Genomic DNA, 21,522 nt, shown 5'->3' with positions numbered 1-21,522 from the left:
TGTTATTAAACCTCGACCCTTATTGACCAGTTAGACTAGACAGTCTGCGACAATTCGCTATTTTCGCCGGCCAGCCCTGTTTAGGGCGCATCAACTTAAACCTGAGAACATCCAATGACCGGATCCAAAATCACCATAACCGACGGCAAATTAAACGTACCTAACGACCCTATCCTACCCTTCATCGAAGGCGACGGTATTGGTCCCGACATCTGGGCCGCCGCCAGCCGCGTCCTCGAAGCCGCCGTGGAAAAAGCCTATGACGGCGAAAAGCAAATCGTCTGGAAAGAAATCCTCGCCGGACAAAAGGCCATGGACCAGACCGGCGAATGGCTGCCCCAAGCCACCCTCGACGCCATTGAGGAGTATCTCGTGTCCATCAAGGGGCCCCTCACGACTCCCGTCGGCGGCGGTATCCGCTCCCTGAACGTGGCCCTGCGCCAGAAGCTGGACCTATACGCCTGCGTTCGCCCGGTACAGTACTTCACCGGCGTACCCAGCCCCGTCAAGAATCCCCAGGACGTCGACATGATCATCTTCCGGGAGAACACCGAAGACATCTACGCCGGCATCGAGTTCGCCGAAGGCACCGAGGAGAACAAGAAGTTTCTCGGCTGGCTCAAGGAAAACTACCCGGATAAGCACGCCAAGGTTCGCTTCCCCGATACGGCCGGCATCGGTATCAAGCCCGTCAGCCAGGAAGGTACCCGCCGCCTCGTGAAGGCTGCCATCCAGTACGCGATCGACAACGATAAGGATAGCGTAACGCTGGTCCACAAAGGAAACATTATGAAGTACACGGAGGGCAGCTTCCGTGACTGGGGCTACGAAACCGCCGCCAAGGACTTCGGTGCCACCCCGCTAGACGGCGGTCCCTGGCACGTACTCAAAACCGACGCCGGTAAGGAGATCGTCATCAAGGACGTCATCGCCGACGCCATGCTCCAGCAGATCATCCTGCGCCCGAAGGAATACGGCATCATCGCCACCCTGAACCTGAACGGCGACTACATCTCCGACGCCCTCGCCGCCCAGGTAGGCGGTATCGGCATCGCTCCCGGTGCCAACATCAACTACACCACCGGCATTTCGATCTTCGAAGCTACCCACGGTACCGCCCCGAAGTATGCCGGCCAGGACAAGGTCAACCCCAGCTCCGTCATCCTCTCCGGAGAGATGATGTTCCGCTACATGGGCTGGCCGGAAGCCGCCGACCTCATCATCAAAGGCATCGAAGGCGCCATCTCCAAGAAGCGCGTCACCTACGATTTCGAACGCCAAATGGACGGCGCCACCCTCCTGAAGTGTAGCGAGTTCGGCGACGAGATCATCGCGAACATGTAGAAGCGAATCTGAGCTGATTTTAGATTCACCCTAGGGGTCGTCGTCTTCGGATGATGGCCCCTTTTTTTTCTGGTTGGGGTCGTCGGGTTGTGGGTTGTGGGTTGTGGGTTGTGGGTTTTTAAATTATTTGTTTAATATTTTTTAATCTCACACTTATTGTTTAATATTAAACCTCACTTGCACTTAGAGAAAATGAAATCCTACCTTGATTTGGAAGTGTACAAGCTTTCCTTAGAGCTGTTTTTCGCTACCCACAAGTTCTCGTTGGGCCTGCCGAAACACGAGAAATACGAACTCGGGAGCCAAATCCGTAGATCGGCGGATTCCGTCAACAGCAATATTGTAGAAGGATACGGGAGACGGCGTTACAAAAAGGACTTTATCAGGTTCCTCACCTTTTCCTACGCTAGCAACCTGGAGACGATCAATCACTTACGTAAAATCGCGAAGCTTTATCCAGATCGCAAAGCGGAGGCCGTCAAACTATATTACCAATACGATGAGCTAGGCAAGCGACTCTACAGTTTCACGAAGTACGTTTCAACCAACTGGAAGACCACAACCGATTAATTCATACCGCACCCTCCCCGACAACCGACACCCGAAAAATGACACCCCACACCCAAAAGCAAATAACCCACACCCAACAACCGATACCCGACAACTGACACCCAACAACAGACAACCGACAACCGATACCTGACAACAGACAACCGATCCCCCCTTACCCAACAACCACACTCCGCCTAACCAACTCCCGCATCGTCAACGACATCAGCAACTGCTCCTCCTTATCGTTCAAATCGTCCGGGATAAATTCGAAGGCCCGCTGACTCAGCGGATCGTCCGCCTTAGCGGCTCGGCTCGCCAGCGCACCGACCTCGCGGTTGCCGACGCTGACGGGAAGGTAATTCTCGCGGGGGGTGGCTTCAATGCGGGCTAGTTCCTTCCCGGTGCGCTGACCGAGCAGCACGTTGTTGTCGATCTTGCCGACGGGCTGATCGTCAATCTCGAGGCTCGTAATGCCGTTCTCGGTCCAGTACACGAAGTCGTGCTGGGCCGTACGGGCGTAGAGCAGTTCGTTCACCTGCTTACCTAAGTATTTGCGGTAGCTGTAGCTGACCACGGGCTCGTGAAAGATCGTAGTGAAGGTACCCTTTGCGGTGGTGCCCGTTCCTCGCTTGACCACCTGCTTGTCCTGGGTGAGGCTAAAGAGGTCGAGCTCCTCCTTGTTCATTTTTACCAAGTCCGAGCTCCACGTGTCCATGTCCGCCTTCAACTCGCGCACCACCCGGGCGCGCTGCTTTTTGGACGGCATGCGGTTGCGGCTCCACTGGTTGAACATATACACCATCATGGCGACCAGCAAAAGGGAAATAATTAGCAAGAGAATCATGGGAGGAAAACAGCGGTTGAGCCCCCGGTGGTTGACCGCTTGGTCGATTAATCCCCCGCCTTCGTCCGGAAGAGCTAGACTGGCGCCGGAGCGCGGGTGCCAGGTGGCGCGACGAACCCCGGTGCCCCCCACTACCTTTTATCAATCCCTAGCCCCAAACCGAAGCAACATGGATACCAAAATAAAAGAACTGGACAACGCCACCCTCATTTACCTGCAACCCTGGGAGTGGATTCCCAACAACCGGCTGCCCGTTATCATCTACCCGAACGCTTTCTCGGACAACAAGCCAGGCATCAAGGACCGGGTCGCCAAACAATTGCAAACCCGCGGCTGGGGCAACACCTGGATCGCCGGTATTTACCCCTACCCCCACTACCACAGCAACACCCACGAAGTATTGGTTCTCCTCAGCGGACGATGTACCGTCCAGCTGGGCGGCCCGGAAGGCTACGATTTGCAGGCTTCCGCGGGCGACGCGATCGTCCTCCCCGCCGGCACCGGTCACGCCTGCTATTCCCAGACCGACTACCGCGTTTTCGGTGCCTACCCGGGCGGGCGCAGCTGGAATCTCATCACCGGCGCGGCCGAGCACCGCGAACCGGACGACCTGCCGGTACCGGAGCAGGACCCTATCGGCGAGCGGGGGGTGCTGAAGCGGGTTTGGGCGTCGGTACCGAATACGATGGGATAAGGACCAGCCATCGCTATTCCCTTGCCTCATCCGGAGCGACCTCCTCCGTGGCCATCTCCGGATAATCCGGCCGATAATTCCCGGTCGGGCGGTGGTCGGTGGCGTGCACGCTAAGGCCTCTGCATACACCCGCCGGATCGAGTTCGAAGGTCAGCCCGGTTCCCGTCGGGTACACCACCACGGAATCGCGACCGTCCGGGAAGCGGCCGACCGGATTCCGGAGAGCGTATCGGCGCAGGATATCCGCCCGCGCGCTGCCGACGCCCAGGCCGAAGCTGTCCCGGTACATCGGTGAGGCGGTGCGAAGGGTCTGGAGTTCCTTGCGCATGTTGTCGTCCGGCTCGAAGGTCAGGATGGCCGTGAGGGTGGTGGTATCGCCGGGGAACGGACTGCGGTAGTACGCCACGGTCGTGCCCGCCCCCGAATCGCTCCGGTACGGGGCGCCGAGCAGGCTGTCCAGGGTCTCGGGGCGGGCGTGGACGGGCACCCGGCCCAGCTGGCGACCGGGTACGATCAAGGTAGTAGGATCGACCGCAACCGGGGTCTGGCCGGAGTCGGAGTCGGTATCGGTCGGATTCGATTCGCCGCAGGCAACGACGCAGCAGGTCAGGACGACTAGGAGGATCGCGATCGGGTGCATCTGGCTGGTGGTTTAGGCCCGGGCGGCCGATTGATCGATGACCAGTCCGTGATTGACCATGGCGCCCGCCAGCGTACCGCCGCCCGTAGCGTAAGAAACGGCCCGCATATGGGTGGTACAGTCTCCTGCGGCGTAGATGCCCGGAACGGTGGTCATACTGAACTCGTCCACCCACAGCGTACCGTTGTCGGCGAGTTCGCAGCCCATCGCGGCGGGCAGGGGGCATTTCTGGGTCAGGACCGGGTGGAGGTAAAGCGCCCGCAGGTCGACTTCCGAGCCGTCCGTCAGGCAGATCCCCCGCAGCTGACCGGCGTCGTGCAGCAGATGATCGATGGGCTGCTCGACCAGCCGGGTACCGGTGGCCGCCACTTTATCCCGGTCGATCGTAGCCGGCCCGTTGGTGAATAGCGTGAGCTGCTCCGTCCAGTTGCGGATCAGGTTGACCATCTGCAGGGTATGCTCGCTATTCATCAGGATGCCGGTAGGCTGGTGGCGCACCTCGTAGCCGTGGCAGTAGGGACAGTGGATGACGCTTTTTCCCCAGCATTCCCGTACGCCGGGAATGTCCGGCAGCTCGTCGTGCAGTCCCGTGGCAAAAACGACCTTTTTAGTCTGGAAGCTCCCGTTAGCGTGCGTGGATACCCGGAAGTCACCGTCCGCCCCGCTAATCGCGCTAGCCGAATCCTCCAGGAAAGCGACCGTCTTGTACTGGAGCACCTCTTCCCGCGCCATCCGGCCGATCTCCGCCGGCGCGGCCCCGTCGTGGGTGAGAAAATTATGGGAAGCCGGGGCGGACTTATTGCAGGGATCGCCCGCATCGATCACGAGCGTACGCCGCAGCGACCGGCCCAACGCCAGGGCCGCTGAAAGACCGGCGTAGCTGCCACCAATGATGATCACTTCGTAAGACTGCTGCATATGAGGAGATTTTTCAGGAAAACCACGCTAATGCGATTGAGTTGCATTAGCATGGTTCGTTTTCCCTCTTCTGGTAAAAAATCGGGAAGTGGGCGACGGTGCGCAGGTGAATCGCGGGGCCGGCAAACCGCGCTTCTTTCGCCTTCGCTCAATCCAGGATCCCCCGGACAATGGTGCTTCCACGCAACCCCGGGACCATGCCTATAGTCGGGCTACCACCTCGGCACGCTTGCGGCTGGCCACCGGCACTTCATCACCGTTGCTGAGTCGCAAATAGCCGGAGTCTATTTTCTTAAATTCGATCACGTGGCGAAAGTTGACCAGATGCGATTGGTGGACCCGCACGAAGGAATGTTCGGTCAGCAGGCGCTCGTAGTGCTTGAGCGTTTTGGTCACGTAAACTGGCTTCTGTCCTTCGACGATGAAGCGGGTATTGTTGTTGTCGGATTCGCAGCGGATAATGTCGTCGATCTTGGTGACTAGGATATTATCGGCGGTGTGTAAGGAAAGCCGGTCCGGTAGCGATTGGGGATTACGCAGCGTATCCCGCAGCAGGTCCAGTCGGCCGGCGGGGGCGGGGCCGATCTGAGCGAGGGCACGGTCCACGGCCGCGCGAAGTTGCGCCCCTTCCACGGGTTTAAGGAGATAATCCACCGCGGCGAAGCGAAATGCCCGGACGGCGAATTCATCCGAAGCGGTCACGAAGATCAAGCGGGCCGTCAGTTCCGGCAAGATCTCGAGGAGGTCGAAACTGGTTCCGTCCCCGAGCAGAATGTCCAAAAAAAGCAGATCGGGTTGCGATTTTCGCAGCAGTTTGGCCGCTTCCACCACCCCGCCGGCGGTACCGATCACGTTAACCTCGGGGCAGTAATCGGCCAGGTCCCGGCGCAGGCTTTCCAGGGCCGGAAGCATATCCTCGACAATGACGGCGGTATAGGTGGCGCTACCAGGCATAGAATACGGGAATTTCAAGTTGAACCTGCGTCCCGTGGGGAACCGCGTCGGTAATGGTCAGCCGCCCACCCATAGCGAGGATACGGTCGCGCGTGATCCCGACCGCTACGGATTTGTGACCGGGACTACGGGTTTCCCGCCGCTTTTCGGCTGCGTGCCGGCCCACACCATTGTCTTGGATTTCAACGTGGCACCTGCGCCCGCGCAAAAAGAATCGAAGGAGTAAGCTTCCCTCCCGATCCAGGCCACCGAAGCCATGAAGGATCGCATTTTCTACGAAGGGCTGTAAGAGCATCGGCGGCAGGGCAACTTCTTCCGGGTCCAGGCCCTCGGCGGTTTCGATGCGGTAGGTAAAGGGCCGCGGCTGGCAAAATTGTTCCATTTTTAGGTACTGCTCGAGGGTCGCCAGCTCTTCGGCGAGGGTGATTGTTTCCTGTCGGCTATTGTGCAGAATGCCCCGCATGAGGGCAGCAAACCTACTGAGTTGTTCGCGGGCTTCGGTACGGTCCACCAACCCCCGGATGCCGTTGAGGGCATTGAAGAGAAAGTGGGGGTTCATTTGCAATTGCCTAGCCTGCTGTTCCAGCCGGAGCAAGTCGTTTTGCCGCTGCAGACCGTCGCGTATCGCCAACTGTTGCTTCAGTAGCCGGCGGTGGTAAACGTAAAAGCCCAAGACCAGTATACCGCTGAGCAGCAAGACCCCGGCGATCAGGACGGCGGGCTGGAGTAACAGCGGACTTTCAATCGTGAAGGCATAGGTCGCCGGCGGCCCCCAAGTGTTCCCGTCCGTGCTGGCCGCTACGCTAAAGGTGTAGGTACCTCCGGGCAGACCGGCGTAGCTTACGGCGTTCTCCCGCGTTTCCGGAGACCAGTCGGGTTCCAGTGGCGATAGTCGATACCGATAGCGGACCCGTTCCGGATAAGTCAGGTCGACCGCCCGAAAACGAAATCCGAGGTGGTTTTCCCGGGCCTGAAATTCCGATTTGCCCGCAGTAATGGTGTCGTAGAAAAGGGTAATCCCCTCTAAGGTTGTTGGTGGGGGTTGCCGGAAAGCTTCGCGGCCCCGTCCGACGAACCGCACCAATCCGGCCTGGGTACCGAACCAGACCCTCCCCGCGGGATCAGCAAAGATGACCGCCGGTCCCGCCCCGGCCACCGGAAACCCCTCCCCCGACCCGTACTGCCGAGCGTAAAGCGGCTGACCGTTCTGGTCCAGGCTGAGGCGGCTCACGCCCCGGTCGATACCTACCCATACTTCGCGCTGCTCCCCGAGGGCGAGAATGCATTGGAATGCCCCTGCGTCCCCGAATAATCGTTCATCGACCCGGCCGAAGCGGAAAGGGCTTGCTTCCAAGTCGGTAAAGTAGACCCCCCGGTCTTCGGCACTGAGCCAGAGTTGAGTAGTCCGGCGCAGGCTCGCCCCCGTTATTGCGGGGATTCCGCTGATCAGAAAGCCCGGTTCGAGGAGTTGCCGCACTACCGCTGGATCGGCCTGGATCAGGAGAGGTACGTCGTTCGGCCCGTTCAGCAACTGCGAATACCGGGTGGACCCTTCGGTGCTTACCGAATCCCTCCGAACGGCCACGGATGAATCCCGAACCACCACCTCCGCCAGTTCGCCCGCTACGGTCAGCACCCGGAGAATCGAATCGCCGGCGACCAGCTGCCGGATCCAATTGCTGGGCAACCCATTTCGCTGACGGATCTGCACCAGCGTGTCCGGATTAACCACGAACACTCCCCTGCCGGCCGTTCCTAGGAATAGGTGGTCCGCGCTACCGGCCAGGGCGGTGATGCGCAGCCCTTCCAGTTCGGCTCCGATATCCACGGGCTGGAGGGTATCGTTTACCAGTCGGTAGAGTCCCCGGCCATCGGTGCCGATGTACAGGGTATCCCGGTAGGTGCCGATGGCGGTCACCGCCGCCCCCTCCACCGGATAAGTAACGAAGCTACTAGGCAACTGACGCAACAGCCCCTGATTACCGGTTGCCAGCCATCGGTAGCCTTGCAGGTCTTCGGTAAGGTCGAGTAGCTCGGTATTGGCAAACGGCGATCCCTCGAGGTAGCGGTAGCGAATTGTCTCCAGCTCCCGTTCCGACAGCCAGGTGTCATCGCGCACGCCTGCTGGAGGTTGGTCGATATCCGTAAACCGCTCCCCGTCGAAGCGCACCCACCCCAGCGGCGTCAGGGCGTAGACGTAGCCCAGGGAATCGGCCACGACCCGCTCGACCCGGGCATCGGGCAGACCGGCCGCGGTGGAGTACTGGCGGTAGCCGTACTCCTGCGCGGCCAGTCCGACCGAAAACAATAGTGCCAGGATGCGAAAAATCATGCATCACGAAAGTACCGCTGCCGTACGGTTCGTGCCTGATCGACCGGCACGAGCACGCAGAATAGGCGCGAAGTTCCTAGTGCCCGGGCGGCGGGGATCCGGCTTCCATCCGCCAGGCGGTAGGTGGTACGATCGAAAGTCCAGCGGAAATCAGCGTGGGTCAGTCCTATTCGGGCGAGTTCGCGGATCAGCGCCTCTTCCCCTTCCAACCATGCCGCTTGTTCAGCCTCGCGCCCGGGCAGGTAAACGGCACCGCCTTCCGGGTGGACGTGCAGCCACTCGACCGGTACGTTGAACTGATAAAGGTAGGGCAGCAGGGCTTCCGTGAAGCGATCGCGCGACAATGCGGCCTCCCAATCGACCGCGACGTGGGGATACTTTCGCCCGAAGCGGACAGCCATCACCGACGGCAGCGGATAATCCCCCAGCGGACGCGCCCGGAAGTAGGCGTCGGCGTAGTGCCGCTCCATGCCCCGGGGTCCTTCCCGGAACAGGGTGAACTGCTCCGTCGCTTCTACCTCCGGAAAGGTCCGCTCGCCACCGAATACGCGACTTAGCTCCCGCAGCAGGTCCCGGTCGCTACCCAGTCCGCAGCCGTGGAGCACGATCCGCGTGGCCTCGTTGATCCCGGATAAAGGTGCGGGCGACCACTCCGAAAGCTGCTGGGCGGTGGTGCGCTTCTCAGCGGCGGTGCGGCCTACGGCCAATCCCGACCAGGGGTTACCGTGGACCACCAGGTGAATGCGTCCCCACCCTTCCCGCGGACGGCGGCTATCCAGGTAGTATCGCACGGCGGCGAGGCTTTCCAGCCCGGTGACGATCCGTTCCGCCCCCTGTTCCCGGAAGTAGCGTTCGGCGCGGGCGAAGTAGGGATTATCCGATTGATCGCGGCCGAGGATGAAGGTGATGTCGTTGGTTGCGGCAAGGAACTCCTCCGTGTGGGATGTCGCTACGGGGGGGGTCGTGATCGGTGCCACTTTGCTTTCATGCGTCGTGTTGGACGTAGGGGCTACCGGCTCCACTACTTCGGGAGCGCGTTCGGGCATGAGCGCGGTCTCGGCCCTGGTATCCGGCTTAGGCTTGCAGGCGGTAAACACGAGAAGTAAGAGCACCAGGGGACTCAGCGAGCGTAGCTTCCGAAAGCCGACGAAGAAGAGGGCCAGCACGGCGGCTACGGTCGCATAACTCCACCAGGGCAGCGCGGAAGATTGGGTGGGCAGGCCGGAAACACCGGCAACCCCCAACGAAAAGCCGACCGCGTTGGCCGATACGCCGGCCGGCAGCGGAAGGGGCTGCTTGACGGTGGTCAGGTCGGTGCCTGGTTCTCTTGCGGGCGTTTTATCTACCGCCACGAAGGAGGTGTAGCGGGTCAGCAAATTGTGATCGAGTCCGAGGCGGGTAACTTCCTCGACCCGCTGATCGTCCGGGGAGAGCTGATTGTAGTCGTCCAATCGCTGGATCCGGTGGCGGGCCCAGAGGTAGGCCAGGGCCGCGTGTTGCGGATCGGCGTGGCTATCCCGGACCCGGTAGGTCGTCAGCAGATCGCCGGCTCCGGTACTACCGCTTAGTACGAGTTCGCCCTTCGGCTTTCCACGGTACTTACCGAAGACAATCAGCGGGCGCTCGGATCCCAGGTCGGGAAGCGATAGGGGTTCAAGGTCGTAAACGTCGAACCCGGCATAGCTCAGTCGGACATCGGTCAGCAGCGGTTTGGCGATGTATTCCCGGAAGCGTCTGGCCTCGACAGCAGCAGCGGCTTCGTCGAGTACCACCGCCGGCCGGCCGCGACCTACGCGCGCCATGCCATCAATGAGGTGGCGGTTGACGCTCCCGCCAATGCCGAAGGTGTAGACGTTAGCCCGGTCCAGGTGCTGATCGATGAGGTCGAAAACTTCGGGCTCTACGGAAATGTAGCCGTCGGTGACGATCACGAAATTTCGGCTGAGCGCTTCGGGACCGGAACTCGTCGGACGAGCAGTCGTCCGACCGCTTTCCCCGGGCGCCGGCAAGGCATAGGCCTGCCGTAAAGCAGCCAGCAGTTCGGTGCCACCGCCGCCACGGACGCCCTCCACCCATTCCGTAGCGGCTGCCAGGTTCTCGCGGGTCGCGGGCGCGGAAGCCGAACGCCAGGTATCGGCGGCCCCGGCGAAGAGTAGGATGTTGAAATAATCGCGGGGTCGCAGATCGCTTACCAGATCGGCCATCAATTTCTTCGTGACGTCCAGCGGAAAGCCGGTCATGGAGCCGCTGACGTCAACGATAAAGACGAATTCCCGGGCGGGGACCTCGTCGGACGAATCCTCGTCGGACGAATCGTCGTCCGACGAGGTGGCTACCGGCGGCTGCGCCATGTAGAGAAAGTAGTTTTCCTCCTCCCCTTCGTAGAGCAAAAGGCCGGTATGGATACCGGCTCCCCCCAGCTGATATTCCAGGACGAAATCGCGGTTGCCGGGTGCCGTCAGCCCCGGGTCGAGGCGTAGATCGGTGGCGTTCGGACCGGCCGGCGTGATTAAAATCGGGTGGGTCGGGCTTTCCAGGCTGGCGATCGGCATACCGGCGGCCAGGTGAAGCTGGAGCGAAAACCGCGTGGGCGTACCCGAAGCGGAATACGGCTGGCCGGCAAAGCCCTCGCCCTTCTCGTCCTCACCGGTGAAGCGGGGTCCCACCACCGTTGGATAGACGAATCGATAGGTCCCACCTGCCGGCACCAGCAATTCGGTGTACTGCAGGCGTACGCGGACCGTATCCCCCGGCAGGATATTGGCTACGCGCATCTGAAAGACGTTCGGTCGGTGTTGCTCGAGCAGGCTGCTGCGCTTCCCTTCCGCTTTGGCGGTTTCGTAGGTGGCCTTCGCCCCGGCCTTGCGCATCACAACCCCCTCGATGCGGCGATCGCCGATGTACATCTCCATACCGTGAACGGCGGCTTCGGTCGATGCAGGGAACACGTAAGTGGCTTCGATGGCCTGGCTACCGCGATTGGTGTAAACCTGCTCGACGGTTACGTTGGCGATCACGCCGGCAATGTCGACGTCGGCGGTAGTGGATTCGAGGGGAAAGGCGGCCTCCGATCCGTCCACCAGGAAGTAGGGGCTGTCCGACTGCCCGAAGATCCAACCGGAACCCAGACAGAGGAGTACGAATAGCAGGAAGTATTTCATTGCGTTGTTCTTTGGTGACAAGGCAATGTTCGGGGCCATGGCGGGACGCGGGATCGCCGATCTAGAATTCGCGGGGTTTTCCCGAGAATTCGGGGGTGGCTAGCGTTTTCCCTCGTAAAACTGCACCACCTCCGGGTCCACCATCACATCCCGCAAGCTCAGCGGCTGCCGCAGTACGATGCCTTCTAGGGTGCGGCACCGACTGAGGGCGACGTACGTCTGACCGTGCTCGAAGGCGCCCGACTTACCCAGGTCGATGATGATGCGGTCGAAGGTCTTGCCCTGCGCCTTGTGGATGGTGACGGCCCAGGCTAGCCGGACCGGCAGCTGGCGGTAGGTACCCAATGTCTCGGTGGCGATCTTGCGAAGATCCGCGCCGTCGGCGGTGTAGCGGATGATGTCCCACTCGTCGTACTCGACTTCCACCTCCACGGGGCGGCCTTCTTCCACGATCTCGATGACGACCGACTTCGGTTTGCATTGCCTGATCGTGCCGATGGTCCCGTTCACGTAGCGGCGGTCGGCGTCATTGCGAAGGGTCATTACCTGGGCCCCCTCCTTCAGGCGCAGGATCTGGGGTACGGGGAAGAGCCGGTCCGGAAAGTCTCCTTTCACCTCGGCGGTGTAGAGGTGCTCGGGGGTATCGAGGGCCTCCAGGGCACCGCCATTGATTCGCGTCACCGTAGCGTTGCGAGCGGCCAGGGTCAGGTAGTTCATCCCTTCTTCGGGCTCGAAGTCGGGTAGACAGCGCTGGTTGATGTCGGCGAGCTCGTCGTAATCGATCGTGGCATTGCGGATGCTCTCCAGCAGGCGTAAAAAGTGCCGACTATCCTGGCGGTATACTTGCTGCAATTCCACCATCTCCAGGTCGATGTAGTCCAGACAATCGGCGCTGAAGAAGTACGGACTGGCGTAACGCAGCGAAAAAAACTCCCGCTCCGTGTCACTGCTCACCACCGGCGGCAGCTGGAAGAGGTCGCCGAAGAGGATGAGCTGCACTCCGCCGAAGGGCTGGTCGCTGTCACGGTTCATCCGCAGCCCCAGGTCGATGGCCTCCATGACGTCGGCCCGCACCATACTGATCTCGTCGATGACCAGGGTTTCCAGGTTCAGGAAGAGGCGCTTATTCCGGCGGTTGGGGCGAACGTCCTTCGACTGGAGCAGCCGGGGCGGGAAGTTGAAAAAAGAATGGATGGTTTGTCCGCTCACGTTCAGGGCGGCAACGCCGGTGGGAGCGAGCACGACCACGTTTTTCCGCGTGCTGCGCTTAAAGATCTGGAGCAGGGTGGATTTTCCCGTTCCCGCTCGACCGGTAATGAATAAGTGCGCACCGGCCTCCATCCGCTCCAGGGCGTAATTAAAATCTTCCGAAAGTTGCAGGGCTTGGGGCATGGCGCGAAGGTAATGGTCAGGCGGGTGTCCGGACGATTCCGGCGGGGCCTGCTTCCGGGTTCCGTACCCACGCTGGTCCCGCTCCCGCGTCGCGCCACCCGCCGAGGTGCTGCATCGCTCCCGGTGAAAAGCACCGGACCCCGGAGTGTCCGTAGGACCTGCGGGTGTCCGGACGAACTTTAACGACCCCATAAGAAGACTAGCTAATTATCCCTTAAACCCCCGCACCCTTCAATTGCGACAATGTGCCGCTACCTACTTTCGTTACGCTAAACCATGGCATTCACTCACTAACCACCCGGTAATGAAACACCTGTTTACCCTCCTGCTTTCCCTTTTCGTTTTTGGCGCAGCGACCGCCCAGGTCGATGCCAAAATCAACGCGGGGTCGGCCATCACCTGGGGGGTAAACGTCGCCGCCGAGTTCCCATTCGGCCAGCAAACCGCCTTTTCGGTCGGGGCGGCCTACTCGAGCCTCGGTCTGCTGGCTAACGAGGTAGACGACTACCGCTACCGCAACCTTCGGCTAATCCCGGAATTTCGGTACTACTTCAATCCTCGCGCGGGTTTCGACCGCTTCTACGTCGGTGGCTACGGCAAGCTCGGCCAGCTCACCGGCACGAATCGGGATACGGACGAGTCGGTGGATGCCGCCCGCGCCGCCCTCGGCATCCTAACCGGCCACAAATGGGTAACCGGTGGGGGCTTCGTCTTCGAACTGAACCTGGGCGTAGGCCGCGCGGCTACCTTCGGCGGTAACGACAACGACGCCCAGTACGCCGCTGCCATCGGTGCCCTTACCGCCATCGACCTGCGCATGGGCATCATCGTGGGCTGGCGGATCGGCGGGGGTCGCCACGACTAGCCACCCTACTATCTGGAAAAAGTCTAAACATTGGCCGCTAGCTTGACCGACGATTCCGCCGGACCGAACTTAGAAAAAAGCGGATCGATGCGTACCTACATTCCTTTGCGGCTTCTCTACCTGGGCACCACCGGCATCCTGTTTACCTTATGTATTATTTGCCTCAACGCGCTGGGGGAAACGAATCACCCTGTACAGGACGCGCCTTTAACCGATGGAGGTAGTATGTACACCGACTTCCTGGCGGGTGATTCGCTGGCGCGGCGCGGATGGACACTTTGGCGGGAAAACGCTTGTGGCGCCTGCCACGATAGCAACATGCAACGGGATATGACCGCGCCGGCACTCGCCGGGGTTACCACGCGCTGGTCGGCCTATCCGCGGGAAGACCTCTACCGCTGGGTGCAGAACAGCCAACGCCTGCTGGGGAGCGGCCACCCCCGGGCTACCGAGCTGTGGGCCGAGTGGGGGCCGTCGGTCATGTCGAATTATGCCAACCTCAGCGATGAGGACGTAGCGGCCATCCTGGCCTTCGTGGAAACCCGGGCGCGGGGCTAGTCTGCCGGCTCCGTACCTTCGCGGCATGGAAACCTCCCGTTTTTTCGTACTGTTGGCCGGCACTACCCTTCTGGCAGTCCTCGGCATCGGCCTTTGCCACTGGCTGATGGACATTAATTACGCCATCCCCTTCACCGTAGTGACGCTCGTCCTTCTGCTGGGCGTCTGCGTCGCGCTTTTCTTTTTGGGGCGCCGGAGCGCGGGAGCGGAGAATCGCATGTTATTCAGCAACGTTTTCCTGGCCGGCACCATGGCCAAGATGTTTCTCTGCGGCATGCTCGTAGTCGGTTACGTGATCGTAGCCGAACCGAGCAGCAAGCTGTTCATTCTTCCTTTTTTCTGGCTGTACTTCGTTTTTACCGGCTTCGAGGTTTACTTTCTCATGAAACTGAGTGCCATCGTAGCGCCTCCGCGCGCTGGTTCCGAAGGGTAGCGGCCCCTGGGTTTTCAGCAGCCCCGAGGTGCCTCGGCGGGTAGCGAATCCGTGGGCAATCTCCCTTCCACGGCCGAGCCCACGAGCAGGTAGTACCTTCGCGCGATGCGTTACTTCTTGCTCCTCCTACTTTGCTTTCCCCTGTTCAGTTGCTCGGAGTCCGGAGAGACCGGGGGTGAACGAGTTGCGTCACCCTCCGGTAACGTCGATAGCCTGGCACCCGCGCCCCGGCGCCCCCTTACCGACAGCATTGCCGGTCTGCCCGTGTACACCTACCTGACCGGAAAATTCGACCCGGCGGTGAACGAGGCGTTCGTCCGGGTCGCCGACACCTATACCGACGGGGACCCCTACCTGCTGCACGAAGCTACCTACGCGGCCTTCCAGCGGATGCACGCCGCCGCCCTGGAAGACGGCGTACGCCTCCGGATCGTTTCCGCCACCCGCAATTTCGACCGGCAAAAGCAGATCTGGGAAGCAAAATGGAACGGCCAGCGGCTGCTGGAGGGCACGGAGAAGGCAGACGAGGTGTACCCCGATCCCGCTGATCGCGCGCGGGCCATCCTCCGCTACTCCAGCATGCCCGGTACCAGTCGCCACCACTGGGGCACCGACATCGACCTCAATGCACTCAACAACGGCTACTTTGACGAGGGGGAAGGAAAACAGGTGTACGACTGGCTCACCGCCCACGCCGCCGACTACGGCTTCTGCCAACCCTATACGGCCAAGGGAAGCGAGCGACCCAATGGCTACGAGGAAGAACGGTGGCACTGGAGCTACCTGCCGCTGGCCACCCAACTGACCGACTACGCCGCCGAAGCGCTGGCCGATGCCGACATCAGCGGATTCGCGGGAGCGGAAGCGGCCCCTCGGATCGAAGTCGTGAAGAACTACGTACTCGGCGTGAACCCGCGCTGCAAAGAATAGAGCCGAACACCGGGTAAACTTCTCAAGGGGTACCCGGCGTTTACACTTCCACACAAGAGAAAGCCTATGGAACTTTACGATATCAATCGCTACGCCCTCATCGTCACCCCGAGCGAGGCGCTTCTGCGCTGGGCCATACGCGAAGACCCCACCGCGGAAGATGAGATTGATTTTGACGACACCAGTGACCTCACCACGGTGTATTTGCTGCCTGATTTCGGTGACATCGACGAAGCCGAGGAATGGCTGGAAAAGAACTACCGTACCATTCTGGAGAATCTACTATCCGAATGGGTGGAAGACGAAAGCAACTGGCCATCCAATCTGGCCTTCAACCACTTCGAAAAGTTCAGCGACTACACGATCACCAATATGGTCATCGACACCCAGGACGCTAGCTACGACGAGGAATGAGGGGGAGTCTGGTAGTCTTTTAGGCTGGCAGTTCGTTAGTCTTTTAGCCTATCGGTCGTTTCAAGCATCAGCATCCCGGTGCGTTCGTCCTTTCGTGTGGCGGATTCGTTCGGCTCATAGCCCTTCATACGCTGGACTCGCCCGTCCTTCATCGCCTATCGGATATCGGAGTACCACGGGAGCGGTCTTTCGGGTGATATGCTCGACGCATCCGCTACTCCCGTAGGTGATTCGTTACCACCCTTGCCCTCCACTGCCCTACTAGACTACCCGACTAAAAGACTAAAAGACTAAAAGACTAAAAGACTACCCGACTCAAAGACTAAAAGACTACCCGACTAAGACTAACCTCCCTTCCCTAAATGCTCTACCAACGTCCCCCCGATGCCATTGCCGATCTGGTAAATTTGAAGCCGGATCCGCTGATGCTCTTCGGACCGGACCGCGACTATATCATTATCGCCGACCGGCCCATGTACCCCGGTATCAATGAGCTGAAGGAACCGAAGGTGAAGCTCGCGGGTCGGCAAATCAACCCCAGCAACTTCACCCCCTACGGTAGCCGGGGATTCTTTAATCCACGCTTGCAGCGAGTGTCTACCGGCACGGATCTTGCGTTTCGCGGGCTTCCCGACGGAGCCATGTTTCGCTACTTTTCCTGGTCCCCCGACGGGTCTCGGATCGCGTTCTGTGAAGTGACGGGCCACGGACTCCAGCTCTGGACCGCGGAGCGGGATACCCTGAACTGCACACGAGTAGGCGGGAACGATATCAACAACAGCCTGGGCGGCGTACCCTACGATTTTATCGGGAACGACCGTTTTCTCATCAAACGGCAAATCGCCGGGGTGGAGAAACCGGTAGATTCGGAAACGGTGACGGGCCCCAAGGTGCAGGACTCTTCCGGCAAGGAGGGGGCCAACCGGACCTACACCAACCTGCTACAGAGCGACTATGACGTTCGCCTGTTTCACTATTACGCCACTAGCCAACTTTACCTGCATCGGCTGGACACCGGTAACGAAACGGCATGGGCGGAACCCGGCATCATCGCGGGCCTGGGGGATAGTCCGAACGGGAAATGGTTCGTCATCACCTACGTCGTTGAGCCGTTCAGCTTCAACGTGCCCTACGATAAATTTGCCGATAAAGTGCTGCTCCTCGACCGGGAAGGGAATGAAGTAAGGGAGCTGGCGCGGCGCCCTATCGTGGAGCACCTGCCCCCGGCCTTCGGAGCGGTCATCACCGAACCCCGGCGTTACAGTTGGCGCAGCGATCACCCGGCTCAGCTGTACTGGACCGAGGCTCTCGACGACGGTGACCCCCGCAAGCAGGCAGACTACCGGGAACAGCTTTTCTACCTCGAAGCTCCCTTTACCGGAGAACCCCGGAAGAGTATCCGTCTTCCCCTTCGCTTCGGAGCGCTGCGCTGGGGACGTGGCGATCTGGCCATCGCCGTTGACTGGGAATGGAGTAGCCGTCGACAAGTCACCCGGCGGTGGTTCCCCGATGATCCGCAACGGGAACCGGAAGTGCTGTTCGATCATAACTGGGAAGACAATTACAATGACCCCGGAAACGTGGTCACGGTTTCTCTGCCGAGCGATCACAGCATTCTCCTCACCCGTGACGCTGGAGAAACCCTTATCCTCATCGGCAACGGGCACAGCCCGGAAGGCCCCCAACCCTTCGTTGACGCTTTCAACCTAACGAGCCACGAGCGGAAACGCCTGTGGGAGTCTACACCGCCCTATTTCGAACGCCCCCTGTTTTTCCTTGACGAAGATCCCGATCGCTTTCTGTTAGCGCGGGAACAGTCGAACGAACGACCCAATTTTTTTCTTCGCCACCTGACCTCCGGCGAAGAACTTCGGATCACCGACTTTCCCCATCCGTACCCCCAGCTCCGGAACAGCCAGTACGAACTGGTCACCTACCAGCGGTCGGATGGGGTTCAGCTAAGTGGGGAACTGCATACCCCGGAAGGCTTCGATCCCGGAAAGGACGCGCCGCTGCCGATCCTGATGTGGGCGTATCCCCAGGAATACAAGGATGCGGACAAAGCGGGGCAGGTGCTTACCAGCAGTCACCAGTTTCGACGCGTCTCTCCGCTCTCTCCCCTACCCTTCCTCGCCGCGGGGTATGCGGTATTCGACGATTTTGCCATGCCAATCGTGGGCGAAGGAGATGAGGAACCCAACGAAACCTTCATCGAGCAGGTGCGAATGAACGCCCGCGCGGCGGTCCACAAGCTCGTGGAAATGGGCGTGGCCGATCCGAACCGGATTTACGTTGGCGGACACAGTTACGGGGCATTCATGACCGCCCACCTGTTGGCGCATACCAACCTCTTCGCCGGCGGGATCGCCCGTAGCGGCGCCTTTAACCGTACCCTTACTCCCTTTGGTTTTCAGGCGGAAGAGCGCACCTTCTGGCAGGTACCGGATACTTACGTCCGGCTAAGTCCTTTCGTACACGCCGATAAGATCGACAGCCCCCTGCTCCTCATCCACGGGGAGGAAGATAGCAACAGCGGCACCTATCCGGTCCAGTCCAAACGAATGTTCACGGCCCTGGACAACCTCGGAAAAACCGCTCGCCTGTGCTTGTTGCCCTATGAAGATCATGGCTACGCCGCCGAGGAAAGTATTCTCCATATGCTGTGGGAGATGTACCGGTGGATGGAAATGTACCGAAAGGAAGGAAAAAAGGTGATGAAGCGTAAGCCGCTCACTACGAGCACCGGACACTAATGTCACCTTCCGCCCGCTTTTCCGGGGCCGTGGACTACCTTGGTCGCCACGTACCCACCCGGACCGCCGACCATGCGCATCGTATCCCTGCTTTTATTTACCGTTCTGCTGACCTACTGCCGTAGTACCCTTACCTATACCCACCCCGACGTTGACAAATGGGATAAGGTGACGCTGGACTTTCCGGGGCCGGAAACCTCCGAGGACGCCGCCGATAACCCTTTCGTAAACTACCGCCTCGATGTAACTTTTAGGGAGGGCGATTTTCAAGTTACGGTACCGGGCTTCTACGCCGTGGCCACGGGGTCGGCCGACAGCGGTGCCGACTCCGGCAACCTCTGGCAAGTGCGCTACCGACCGGAACGCGAGGGAGAATGGACGTATACGGCTACCCTGGTGCGGGGAGACAGCATCTATATGAACCCGGATCCCGAGGCGGGAAAGGTGGTGGAGCGCTACGAAGGTGCTTTCCTGGTGGGGCCTGCGGCTGCCGGGGAACGCGGGAAGCTGATCCGCGACCACCCCCGTTACCTGCGCTGGGCGGAATCCGGTGATTACTTCATCAAAACCGGAGTGGATAGTCCGGAAAATTTGCTCGGGTACCAGGACTTCGACGCCACGTACCGTCATAGTAACGAATTTCGGGAGGGTGAAAGCAGCACGGAGGGGTTACATACTTTCTCCGCTCACGAGGGAGATGCGCGGCGGGGAGATCCTACCTGGAAAGACGGCCTGGGAAAGGGGATACTGGGCGGCATCAATTACCTCCACGAAGCCGGCGTCAATAGCATCTACTTCCTGACGCTCAACATCAACGGCGATGGGAAGGACGTTTGGCCCTACACCAACCACGAGGAGCGCTACCGCTTCGACGTAAGCAAGCTGGCCCAGTGGGAACGGGTATTCGACCACGCCGACAGCCTCGGGATGATGCTGCACTTCGTCCTGAATGAAACGGAAAACGAAACCCTGCTGGACGGCGGCGATACCGGCCCGCAACGGCAGCTTTACTTTCGCGAACTCGTTGCCCGTTTCGGTCACCACCGCGCGGTAACCTGGAACCTGGGCGAGGAAAACGGACCCAACGACTGGTCGGATTCCTGGCAATCCACCGACCAGCAGCGTCAAGTGATCGATTGGTTTGCCGTTCACGACCCCTACGGCAATTACGTGGTGCTGCATACCCACCCCGGCGAAGAAGCCTTCAGTAAGATTTACGAACCTCTATTGGGAACGGAGCGACTCGGCGGACTGTCACTACAGCTGGGCGATCCCTATTCCGCCAACGCGGTCACCCAGCGGTGGATCCAGCGCTCCGCCGAAGCGGGTGCCCCGTGGATCATGACCCTCGACGAGGTTGGCCCCTGGCACCGCGGTATCGATCCCGACGCCGCCGCCCCGTCGAATAATCAGGATAGCCTACGCGCCCTGACGCTGTGGGGAAACCTCATGGCCGGTGGTGCCGGGGTGGAATGGTACTTCGGTGCCCGTAGCCCGCACAACGACCTGAACCTGGAAGATTGGCGCAGCCGCGATCGCGCTTACCGCTGGTCGGCCCACGCCCGGCGCTTCTTCGAGGATCACCTCCCCTTCTGGGAAATGGAGCCCCGCAACGAACTTACCCGCAGCGATACCGACTGGTGCTTTGCCAAGACGGGTGAAGTCTACCTCGTTTACCTTCCCTTCGGCCGACCGGCCACCCTCGATTTATCCGAAACCACGGGAGAATACGCCGTCAGTTGGTTCAATCCCCGGGAGGGCGGCGGATTATTGGACACCGGAGAATGGGTCGACGCGGCCGACGGCCTGGTCGAGCTGGTCCCTCCGGGCGAGGGCGATTGGGCGGCCCTGTTACGGCTTCGGGCGGGCGAATAGTGGTCGCGCGACTTCTCGTCGGACGCCTAGTCGTCCGACGACGCGCGGTACCGACGACCCTCTAAAAACTACCCTAGCGTTACCGCCAGCGAAGCCGCAACACCCCCAGCACCGCCTCCTTGATGATGGATTTATGCATCTTGCTGTTACCGGCGATCCGGTCGGTAAAGGTGATGGGCACTTCCACGATCTTGAATCCGAGCTTCCGGGCGGTGAATTTCATCTCGATCTGGAAAGCGTATCCGATGCACTGAATTTCAGAAAAGTCCATCGCCTCCAGCACCGGGCGGGAATAGCACATAAATCCCGCCGTGGGGTCTTTTACCGGCATCCCGGTTACGATTCGGGTGTACAGGCTGGCTCCATAGGAAAGAAAGATGCGGTCCATCGGCCAGTTCTCCACGCTCCCCCCCTGGGTATAGCGGCTACCGACGGCCACGTCCGCGTCCCCGTCGTGGCAGGCGGCACGCAGCCGAATCAAATCCGCCGGGGTATGACTAAAATCGGCATCCATCTCGAAGAAGTACCGGTAGCCCTCGGGGCGGGCCAATCCCCAGCGAAAACCATCCAGGTAGGCCGTTCCTAAGCCGAGTTTACCCGTCCGCTCCAGCAAGTGCAGCCGATCGGGGAACCGTCGTTGCAACCCGCGCACGACGTCACCCGTACCGTCCGGCGATCCGTCATCGACGATCAACAGGTGGAACGGCTGCGACAAGCCGAATACCACCTCCACCATACGGGAAATATTTTCGCGCTCGTTGTAGGTGGGTATAATGACCAGGCTGTCGCTCAAGGGGAGGTAAATTAAGCGGGCAAAGATAGAACAGTAGCACGATAGGCGGCCGATGAGCGGGTTTCGCTCC

Annotated in this window: 18 protein-coding genes; 10 read left to right on the top strand and 8 right to left on the bottom strand. The window is 60.3% G+C overall.

What is annotated here, in order from left to right; all coding sequences use genetic code 11:
- Positions 1 to 114 precede the first annotated feature (114 nt).
- Together icd and CLV84_RS08075 are read left to right on the top strand one after the other, a co-directional pair.
- Complete coding sequence (gene icd / locus CLV84_RS08080) at positions 115 to 1,344, top strand: NADP-dependent isocitrate dehydrogenase (protein ID WP_104419207.1); 1,230 nt, start codon at positions 115 to 117, stop codon at positions 1,342 to 1,344.
- A 192-nt stretch (positions 1,345 to 1,536) separates the two neighbouring features.
- Positions 1,537 to 1,914 (top strand): four helix bundle protein, encoded by a 378-nt coding sequence (locus tag CLV84_RS08075; RefSeq protein ID WP_104419206.1) that lies wholly within the window; start codon positions 1,537 to 1,539, stop codon positions 1,912 to 1,914.
- Positions 1,915 to 2,068: 154 nt separating this feature from the next.
- On the opposite strand, the gene CLV84_RS08070 is transcribed toward CLV84_RS08075, so the two are convergent.
- On the bottom strand, positions 2,069 to 2,740 hold the full coding sequence (locus tag CLV84_RS08070; RefSeq protein WP_170067620.1) for a hypothetical protein: 672 nt from the start codon (positions 2,738 to 2,740) through the stop codon (positions 2,069 to 2,071).
- A gap of 169 nt (positions 2,741 to 2,909) precedes the next feature.
- Between CLV84_RS08070 and CLV84_RS21815 the strand changes: the two genes are divergently transcribed.
- The gene (locus CLV84_RS21815) at positions 2,910 to 3,434 is read left to right on the top strand and encodes a cupin domain-containing protein (RefSeq protein ID WP_170067619.1); all 525 of its coding nucleotides are present in this window, start codon (positions 2,910 to 2,912) and stop codon (positions 3,432 to 3,434) included.
- Between the two features lie 13 nt (positions 3,435 to 3,447).
- Here the strand turns inward: CLV84_RS21815 and CLV84_RS08060 are convergent, their stop codons facing one another.
- The 6 genes from CLV84_RS08060 to CLV84_RS08035 form a co-directional block, all read right to left on the bottom strand.
- Complete coding sequence (locus CLV84_RS08060) at positions 3,448 to 4,074, bottom strand: hypothetical protein (RefSeq protein ID WP_104419203.1); 627 nt, start codon at positions 4,072 to 4,074, stop codon at positions 3,448 to 3,450.
- A gap of 12 nt (positions 4,075 to 4,086) precedes the next feature.
- Positions 4,087 to 4,992: an NAD(P)/FAD-dependent oxidoreductase gene (locus CLV84_RS08055; RefSeq protein ID WP_104419202.1), complete on the bottom strand. Its 906-nt coding sequence runs from the start codon at positions 4,990 to 4,992 to the stop codon at positions 4,087 to 4,089.
- Between the two features lie 201 nt (positions 4,993 to 5,193).
- Positions 5,194 to 5,946: a LytR/AlgR family response regulator transcription factor gene (locus CLV84_RS08050; protein WP_104419201.1), complete on the bottom strand. Its 753-nt coding sequence runs from the start codon at positions 5,944 to 5,946 to the stop codon at positions 5,194 to 5,196.
- Positions 5,936 to 8,278, bottom strand: coding sequence for a sensor histidine kinase (locus CLV84_RS08045; protein WP_104419200.1), 2,343 nt, complete (start codon positions 8,276 to 8,278; stop codon positions 5,936 to 5,938). Before CLV84_RS08045 ends, CLV84_RS08050 begins: the two co-directional genes overlap by 11 nt.
- Complete coding sequence (locus tag CLV84_RS08040) at positions 8,275 to 11,439, bottom strand: VIT domain-containing protein (RefSeq protein ID WP_170067618.1); 3,165 nt, start codon at positions 11,437 to 11,439, stop codon at positions 8,275 to 8,277. Before CLV84_RS08040 ends, CLV84_RS08045 begins: the two co-directional genes overlap by 4 nt.
- 99 nt (positions 11,440 to 11,538) lie before the next feature.
- Complete coding sequence (locus CLV84_RS08035) at positions 11,539 to 12,831, bottom strand: ATP-dependent DNA helicase (protein ID WP_104419198.1); 1,293 nt, start codon at positions 12,829 to 12,831, stop codon at positions 11,539 to 11,541.
- A gap of 304 nt (positions 12,832 to 13,135) precedes the next feature.
- Between CLV84_RS08035 and CLV84_RS08030 the strand changes: the two genes are divergently transcribed.
- The 7 genes from CLV84_RS08030 (at position 13,136) to CLV84_RS08000 (ending at position 20,659) form a co-directional block, all read left to right on the top strand.
- Positions 13,136 to 13,696 (top strand): DUF3575 domain-containing protein, encoded by a 561-nt coding sequence (locus CLV84_RS08030; protein ID WP_104419197.1) that lies wholly within the window; start codon positions 13,136 to 13,138, stop codon positions 13,694 to 13,696.
- An 87-nt stretch (positions 13,697 to 13,783) separates the two neighbouring features.
- Entirely contained in the window at positions 13,784 to 14,254 is a 471-nt protein-coding gene (locus tag CLV84_RS08025; RefSeq protein ID WP_146088751.1) for a c-type cytochrome, read from the top strand.
- 25 nt (positions 14,255 to 14,279) lie between these two features.
- Positions 14,280 to 14,687 (top strand): hypothetical protein, encoded by a 408-nt coding sequence (locus tag CLV84_RS08020; protein ID WP_104419195.1) that lies wholly within the window; start codon positions 14,280 to 14,282, stop codon positions 14,685 to 14,687.
- Positions 14,688 to 14,792: 105 nt separating this feature from the next.
- The gene (locus tag CLV84_RS08015) at positions 14,793 to 15,617 is read left to right on the top strand and encodes a M15 family metallopeptidase (protein ID WP_104419194.1); all 825 of its coding nucleotides are present in this window, start codon (positions 14,793 to 14,795) and stop codon (positions 15,615 to 15,617) included.
- Positions 15,618 to 15,683: 66 nt separating this feature from the next.
- The gene (locus CLV84_RS08010) at positions 15,684 to 16,031 is read left to right on the top strand and encodes a hypothetical protein (protein WP_104419193.1); all 348 of its coding nucleotides are present in this window, start codon (positions 15,684 to 15,686) and stop codon (positions 16,029 to 16,031) included.
- 362 nt (positions 16,032 to 16,393) lie between these two features.
- Positions 16,394 to 18,784 (top strand): S9 family peptidase, encoded by a 2,391-nt coding sequence (locus CLV84_RS08005; RefSeq protein ID WP_104419192.1) that lies wholly within the window; start codon positions 16,394 to 16,396, stop codon positions 18,782 to 18,784.
- Positions 18,785 to 18,856: 72 nt separating this feature from the next.
- A complete protein-coding gene (locus tag CLV84_RS08000; protein ID WP_104419191.1) occupies positions 18,857 to 20,659 on the top strand; it encodes a DUF5060 domain-containing protein in 1,803 nt (600 codons plus the stop codon).
- A 79-nt stretch (positions 20,660 to 20,738) separates the two neighbouring features.
- Here CLV84_RS08000 and CLV84_RS07995 read toward each other — a convergent pair whose 3' ends face one another.
- The gene (locus CLV84_RS07995; protein WP_104419190.1) at positions 20,739 to 21,452 is read right to left on the bottom strand and encodes a polyprenol monophosphomannose synthase; all 714 of its coding nucleotides are present in this window, start codon (positions 21,450 to 21,452) and stop codon (positions 20,739 to 20,741) included.
- Positions 21,453 to 21,522 lie beyond the last annotated feature (70 nt).

Origin of the sequence: Neolewinella xylanilytica, from assembly GCF_002934605.1 — a bacterium.
Lineage (GTDB): Bacteria > Bacteroidota > Bacteroidia > Chitinophagales > Saprospiraceae > Neolewinella > Neolewinella xylanilytica.
Note: the sequence above shows the minus strand (reverse complement) of the source record. Positions and strands in the feature narration are given on the sequence as shown.

Coding starts and splice junctions, on each gene's coding strand:
- icd (WP_104419207.1), top strand. CDS start 115: ATGACCGGATCCAAAATCACCATAACCGACGGCAAATTAAACGTACCT.
- CLV84_RS08075 (WP_104419206.1), top strand. CDS start 1,537: ATGAAATCCTACCTTGATTTGGAAGTGTACAAGCTTTCCTTAGAGCTG.
- CLV84_RS08070 (WP_170067620.1), bottom strand. CDS start 2,740: ATGATTCTCTTGCTAATTATTTCCCTTTTGCTGGTCGCCATGATGGTG.
- CLV84_RS21815 (WP_170067619.1), top strand. CDS start 2,910: ATGGATACCAAAATAAAAGAACTGGACAACGCCACCCTCATTTACCTG.
- CLV84_RS08060 (WP_104419203.1), bottom strand. CDS start 4,074: ATGCACCCGATCGCGATCCTCCTAGTCGTCCTGACCTGCTGCGTCGTT.
- CLV84_RS08055 (WP_104419202.1), bottom strand. CDS start 4,992: ATGCAGCAGTCTTACGAAGTGATCATCATTGGTGGCAGCTACGCCGGT.
- CLV84_RS08050 (WP_104419201.1), bottom strand. CDS start 5,946: ATGCCTGGTAGCGCCACCTATACCGCCGTCATTGTCGAGGATATGCTT.
- CLV84_RS08045 (WP_104419200.1), bottom strand. CDS start 8,278: ATGATTTTTCGCATCCTGGCACTATTGTTTTCGGTCGGACTGGCCGCG.
- CLV84_RS08040 (WP_170067618.1), bottom strand. CDS start 11,439: ATGAAATACTTCCTGCTATTCGTACTCCTCTGTCTGGGTTCCGGTTGG.
- CLV84_RS08035 (WP_104419198.1), bottom strand. CDS start 12,831: ATGCCCCAAGCCCTGCAACTTTCGGAAGATTTTAATTACGCCCTGGAG.
- CLV84_RS08030 (WP_104419197.1), top strand. CDS start 13,136: ATGAAACACCTGTTTACCCTCCTGCTTTCCCTTTTCGTTTTTGGCGCA.
- CLV84_RS08025 (WP_146088751.1), top strand. CDS start 13,784: ATGCGTACCTACATTCCTTTGCGGCTTCTCTACCTGGGCACCACCGGC.
- CLV84_RS08020 (WP_104419195.1), top strand. CDS start 14,280: ATGGAAACCTCCCGTTTTTTCGTACTGTTGGCCGGCACTACCCTTCTG.
- CLV84_RS08015 (WP_104419194.1), top strand. CDS start 14,793: ATGCGTTACTTCTTGCTCCTCCTACTTTGCTTTCCCCTGTTCAGTTGC.
- CLV84_RS08010 (WP_104419193.1), top strand. CDS start 15,684: ATGGAACTTTACGATATCAATCGCTACGCCCTCATCGTCACCCCGAGC.
- CLV84_RS08005 (WP_104419192.1), top strand. CDS start 16,394: ATGCTCTACCAACGTCCCCCCGATGCCATTGCCGATCTGGTAAATTTG.
- CLV84_RS08000 (WP_104419191.1), top strand. CDS start 18,857: ATGCGCATCGTATCCCTGCTTTTATTTACCGTTCTGCTGACCTACTGC.